This is a genomic window from Pseudonocardia sp. NPDC046786 (assembly GCF_040645415.1).
GTDB classification, from domain to species: domain Bacteria; phylum Actinomycetota; class Actinomycetes; order Mycobacteriales; family Pseudonocardiaceae; genus Pseudonocardia; species Pseudonocardia kongjuensis.
In genome coordinates this window covers 1-5,599 of record NZ_JBEYYF010000057.1, presented here as the reverse complement: position 1 = coordinate 5,599, position 5,599 = coordinate 1, and the positions used below count along the sequence as shown (strand labels likewise).

Sequence of the window (5,599 nt, the reverse complement as noted above, 5' to 3'; positions counted from 1 at the left end):
ACTCCTCGGGGTACCTACTTCGACGCCCCATCGCACGTCCTCCTCCTCGGCTACTGCCAAGTCTGGAGGCGTCCGGCCAGTAGGTGTCACTTCACAGAACCGCACGGCCGGGCTCGGACCTGGCGGCCGCGACCATGGCGGACAGTGGACCTCGGGCAGCGGGCCGACTCGCACTCTTCACAATCGGACAGCCTCCGCCGCTGATACGGGCGGGGAGTATGACGGTCACGGTGCATACCCCCCACCCGTATCGGCCAGGGTGCGTGCGGCTCTCTGTCGCCGTCGTCGCCCGTGGCCGGGGGACGGTCAGCCGAGCAGCTGGCGCATCTGGCCGATCTCGGCCTGCTGGGCGTCGATGATCTGCTGGGCCAGTGTCTTCGCCTCGGGATTGTTTCCGTCGGCGAGTTCGGTCTGGGCCATCTGCACCGCACCCTCGTGGTGGGCGATCATCATCTCGAGGAACATGCGGTCGAAGGCGGCGCCGTCGGCCTGCTCGAGCTGGCGCATCTGGTCAGGCGTCATCATCCCGGCCATACCGCCCTGGCCCATTCCGCCCTGGCTCATTCCGCCGTGGTCCATCCCGGACATGCTGCCCTGGTCCATCCCGGGCATACCACCGGATGCGGGTGCACCCCAGGTGGTGAGGAAGGCCCGCATCTGCGCGATCTCCGGGCCTTGGGCCTGCTCGATCTCGGTGGCGAGGCCGCGGACGTCGTCACTACCGGCGCGGTCGGTGGCCAGCTTCGACATCTCCACGGCCTGCTGGTGGTGCGGGATCATGCCCTGGGCGAAGGCGACGTCGGCCTGGTTGTGCTCGGTCGAGACCGCCGCGCCCGGAGCAGCGGCGCTGGTCGGGGCGGCGGCCGGGGCCGCGGGCGGGGCGCTGCCGGCGGGCTCTGCGCCGCCGCAGGCGGACAGGACGAGGGCAGCGGTCAGCGTCGTGGCCGCGGGGGCCACGTGGGTGATCTTCATGTGTGGTTCTGGCTCTCCGTGTCGATTACAGATGATCAGGCCGGGATCCGGCGCTCTGCCGCGCCGGGGGCCGATCAGGTCCGCAGCACGCAGAGCTGAGCGAGTCTTCGGGGGACGGGTGGTGGCCGCTTGGCAGGTCGGCCGCGGGGGCGCTGGCGGGCCGCGGTGAGCGCGATCGGGAGCGGCAGGCGTCCGAGGAACAGCCACGCCGAGAGCAGGGCGAGCCCGGCGGCGGCCAGGACGGCCAGGCACAGGTGCAGCGCGTGGGTGGCGTCGTGCCCGCCGTCGTCGGCCGGCATCGGCTGTTCGGCGGCCACCGGTGCCGGTGGCGCGGATGCCGAGTCGGCACGGTGGTCGCTGTGCCCGGTCGCTGTCGCTGCAGCCGCGACCTCGTGCCCGGTGTCTGCCGCGGGAGCCGGGGCGACGAGTGCGTGCATCCCGATCAGGCCGAGCAGGACAGGCAGGACCAGCAGCACCAGCTGCAGCCCTTCTCGCCTGTTGCCCATGTCGGTCACGGTACCGGGGGCGGCTGCCCGGTCCGCGCGTGCCGTGCCGTCGTCCTGGCGCGAGGGTGTCAGGTCGATCGACGGTCTTCTGAGACCGGACCGCCACGCGATGGCCTCACCCGGTGTCGGCGCCGACGAGTCGTGCTGTGCTGCGCGCCGGCGTCAGGTCGAGACGGCGAAGAAGCTGAGCGTTGAGGGCGACGACGACGGTCGAGGCGGACATCAGGATCGCGCCGACGCTCATCGGCAGGACGAACCCGACGGGAGCGAGCACCCCGGCCGCCAGCGGTACGGAGACCAGGTTGTAGCCGGCCGCCCACCACAGGTTCTGTTTCATCTTCCGGTAGGACGCACGCGACAGGTCGATCACCGACAGCACCGACCTCGGGTCGGACGAGGCGAGGATGACACCGGCGGAACCGATCGCGACGTCGGTCCCGGCCCCGATCGCGATACCCACGTCGGCCTGGGCCAGGGCAGGAGCGTCGTTGACGCCGTCGCCGACCATCGCGACCCGACGACCCTCGCTCTGCAGCTCGGCCACCTTGGCGGCCTTGTCCTCCGGACGGACTCCGGCGAAGACCCGGTCGATGCCGAGGTCGGCAGCGACGGTGTCGGCCACGGCCCGGGCATCACCGGTGATCATGACTACCTGGGTGCCGACGGCGTGCAGGGCCTCGACCGCCCCCCGGGATTCGGGCCTGATCTCGTCTGCCAGTCGCAGCGCAGCGATGACCTCTCCGTCAGCGAGGACGTGCAGGATGATCGCCCCTTGGCGGCGCCACTGGTCCACGACCGCGAACTCGGCGGCGCCGTGCTGGTCGAGCAGATGGGGTCCGCCGACCTGGATCCGCGTGCCGTCCACGGTGGCCTCGACCCCGACCGCAGGAGACGAGGAGAACTCGCGCGCCGGGGGCACGGTCAAGCCCCGGTTGCTGGCCGCGCCGACGATCGCTCGGGCCAGGGGATGTTCGCTGTCGGACTCGGCCGCGGCCGCGAGAGCGAGCACCTCGTCCACGGCACGGCCCTCTCCCGGCTCGATGTCGATGACGGTCGGCTCGCCCCTGGTGAGGGTCCCGGTCTTGTCGAACAGCACGGCATCGACGGTGCGCATCGACTCCAACGCCAGACGATCCTTCACCAGCACGCCGCCCCGGGCGGCACGCTCGGTGGCGATGGAGACCACCAGCGGGATGGCCAGCCCGAGAGCATGCGGGCAGGCGATGACGAGCACGGTGATGGTGCGCACCACGGCGGTGTCGGGCAACCCGACCAGAGACCAGACCACCGCGGTGAGCACTGCTGCGCCGAGGGCGAACCAGAACAACCACCCGGCCGCGGTGTCGGCCAGACGCTGAGCCCGCGACGACGATGCCTGGGCGTCGGCCACGAGCCGGCGGATCCCGGCCAGCGCGGTATCGTCCCCGGTCGCCGTGACCTCGACCCGCAGGCCCGAGTCGGTCGCAACGGTGCCTGCCACGACCTGATCGCCAGTCTGGCGCCGCACCGTACGGGACTCCCCGGTCACCATGGACTCGTCCATGCTCGCCGCCCCGTCCACGATCGTTCCGTCGGCGGGCACCGACGAGCCGGGCCGGACGATGACCACGTCTCCGACCACCAGGTCGGCCGGTGAGACGGTGACGACGACACTGCCGTGCTCGACCCGCTCGGCCTCGTCGGGCAGCAGCGCCGCCAGGGAGTCCAGCGCCGAGGTGGTCTGGGCCAGTGAGCGCATCTCGATCCAGTGACCCAGCAGCATGATCACGACCAGCAGCGCGAGCTCCCACCAGAAGTTCAGCTCGCCGTCGAGCAGGCCCAGGCTGGCACCCCAGGACGCGATGAACGCGACTGTGATCGCCAGGCCGATCAGCAGCATCATGCCCGGCGTGCGCAAGCGGATCTCTGCGATGGCGCCGGTGAGGAACGGACGCCCTCCCCACAGGTAGATCACCGTGCCCAGCACCGGCGAGACCCACCGCACCCACTCGCCGGCCGGCAGGTGATAACCGACCAGGTGGACGAACATGTCGTTGAACCCGACCACAGGGACGGCCAGGACAAGCATGATCCAGAACAGCCGTCGGAACTGCCCGACATGATCGTCGTGCCCGCCGTGCCCGCCGTGCTTCTCGTGCGCACCGGGTTCGTGACGTTCCGGATGCTCGCCCGAGCTGGTCCCGATCGACGCGACCGCTGGGCGGTTCTCCTCGGCCGGCGCGGCAGCGCTGCCCGTCGTGTCGGTCGCGTGGTGCGCATGGCGGGCACGCCCGTCCGCATCCTTGCTCGTTCGCTCTCCGGGATTCATCCCACCTGGATACCCTATACCCCTATTGGGTATCCAGCGAAGGGCGCCCGACTGCCCGGTTCACTCGCAATGTGAGTTCGACACGATCGTTTCATCCCAGGTGATCGGTTGGTTCTGCGCCACTCCGGCCCGGCGGTCCTGCGGCTGTCCAGATCGCCACAGTTGATCATGCATGCCCTGTAGGGGTATACTGGTGTGCTCATGAGGAGGTAGGGCGATGCAGCACGGATAGGCCGGTAGCAAGGACTCCCACATCAAGCAGATGCGCCGGATCGAGGGGCGGGTCCGCGGGATCACCAAGACGATCGAGTCGGACAAATACTGCATCGACATCCTGACCCAGGTGTCGGCGGTCAACAACGCCCTCGAAGCTGTGACCCTGGGCCTGCTCGACGAGCACCTCAAGCACTGAGCTTGATCTTTAACCTGGTTGTTGTGCTCTGTCGGCGAGGGTTCGGTCGCGTTTGGCGGTCTTGCCGACGTCGTGGGATGTCGCGCGGTTGCGGTTGCGGCTGCCGGGAGGTCGTCCGGGCCCGGGCCGGTGAGGTTTCGGTGCGCTGGCGGGCAAGGCTGTGGTCGGGCGGATGTTCCGAAAGCCGCGCCGGACCCGGGCCGGGGTCATCCGGTCGAGCGTGGCCGGTCGTTCCCAGGGTCGGCGTAGGTCGACCACCAGCCGCTGGGCCAGGCGGAGTTGAGTGTGGGCGGCGATGATCAGCCAGGTCCAGCGGTCCGCCGCGGCCGGGGTGCGGATCCTGGGTCGGGTCCAGCCGAGGGTCTGTTTGAGCAGCCGGAAGGTGTGCTCGAGATCGAACCGGCGCAGGAACGCCTGCCACCATCGGTCGATGTCGCCGGGATCGGCGTCGGTGACCGAGCTCCGCAGCCACAACGGCTTCGGGTCACGGTCGCCGGGCAGGTGCTCGACCTGCAGCCGGATCAGGGTGCCCTCGATGACCGGCAGCTCGCCCTGATGGTCGATCCAGCACGCGCGCCGGGTCAACCGAGGATGAACGCGGTCCCAGCTGCTGGCCACGGCGGTGCCGTAACGGCTGGTGGCGGTCGTGGTGGTGTGCTGCGGAACCGGCCAGGAGTCGGGCTTGGACAGCGCGATCTCCGGGCCGTGCTTGGGGGGTCGCCCGGTCGTGCCAGGCACCCGCGGCGGCTTGGGCAGCCGCAGTACCCGATGGGCTTGTCAAGATTTCGGCTCTGGCACAGATTCGGTGGTGTCACGGCGCGTCACGTTCGGGTGACGTGCTCGGTACTGTGATCATCTCGCTGGTGCAGTCTTGATCTTGCGGGTGTGTTGTTTCCCGGGCTTTCGTCCCTGTTCATCGAGGAGATCGTCGCCGCCGGTCCTGCCCTGCGGATCACCGCCCGCAGCGCCGCGATCTCGGCGCCGTGCCCGCGATGCGGCACCGAGTCACGCCGGGTACACGCCTGGCACGCGCGCCGCCTGACCGACCTGCCCGTCGGAGGCCGCCCGGCCGCGATCGACCTGCGGATTCGACGCCTGCGCTGCACCGACGTGAAGTGTCCGCAACGGACCTTCCGCGAGCAGATCCCCGCTCTGGCCGGCCGATACTCCCGCCGCACGCTACGGTTGGCGGCCCACGATCGGGCACGTCGCGATCGCTCTGGCCGGACGAGCCGGCGCCGCCCTGCTGGCCACGCTCGGCGTGACGGTCTCCCGGTCGAGCCTGCTGCGCGCACTGATGGCGCTACCACTACCGGCCGCCCCGACACCGCCGGTGCTCAGCGTCGACGACGTCGCGCTGCGCCGCGGGCGCCGCTACATGACGATGGTGATTGACCCGGT

The 5,599-nt window shown here is 70.2% G+C and carries 5 protein-coding genes and 1 pseudogene; 2 read left to right on the top strand and 4 right to left on the bottom strand.

Going from position 1 to position 5,599, the window contains the following annotated elements:
• Positions 1–306: 306 nt before the first annotated feature.
• From ABZ881_RS30765 to ABZ881_RS30755, 3 genes are all read right to left on the bottom strand, one after another.
• Complete coding sequence (locus tag ABZ881_RS30765) at positions 307–972, bottom strand: DUF305 domain-containing protein (RefSeq protein ID WP_358489560.1); 666 nt, start codon at positions 970–972, stop codon at positions 307–309.
• Positions 973–1,046: 74 nt separating this feature from the next.
• Positions 1,047–1,478 carry a DUF6153 family protein gene (locus ABZ881_RS30760; protein ID WP_358489558.1) on the bottom strand — a complete coding sequence of 144 codons (432 nt, stop codon included), beginning with the start codon at positions 1,476–1,478 and terminating at the stop codon, positions 1,047–1,049.
• Positions 1,479–1,593: 115 nt separating this feature from the next.
• A complete protein-coding gene (locus ABZ881_RS30755) occupies positions 1,594–3,786 on the bottom strand; it encodes a heavy metal translocating P-type ATPase (protein WP_358489556.1) in 2,193 nt (730 codons plus the stop codon).
• A 253-nt stretch (positions 3,787–4,039) separates the two neighbouring features.
• Here ABZ881_RS30755 and ABZ881_RS30750 point away from each other — a divergent pair.
• A pseudogene (locus tag ABZ881_RS30750) lies at positions 4,040–4,195 on the top strand (metal-sensitive transcriptional regulator); the annotation flags it as partial.
• 12 nt (positions 4,196–4,207) lie between these two features.
• On the opposite strand, the gene ABZ881_RS30745 reads toward ABZ881_RS30750, so the two are convergent.
• Positions 4,208–4,936 (bottom strand): hypothetical protein, encoded by a 729-nt coding sequence (locus ABZ881_RS30745; RefSeq protein ID WP_358489554.1) that lies wholly within the window; start codon positions 4,934–4,936, stop codon positions 4,208–4,210.
• A gap of 147 nt (positions 4,937–5,083) precedes the next feature.
• On the opposite strand from ABZ881_RS30745, the gene ABZ881_RS30740 reads away from it, so the two are divergent.
• Positions 5,084–5,593 carry a transposase family protein gene (locus tag ABZ881_RS30740; protein ID WP_358489551.1) on the top strand — a complete coding sequence of 170 codons (510 nt, stop codon included), beginning with the start codon at positions 5,084–5,086 and terminating at the stop codon, positions 5,591–5,593.
• Positions 5,594–5,599 lie beyond the last annotated feature (6 nt).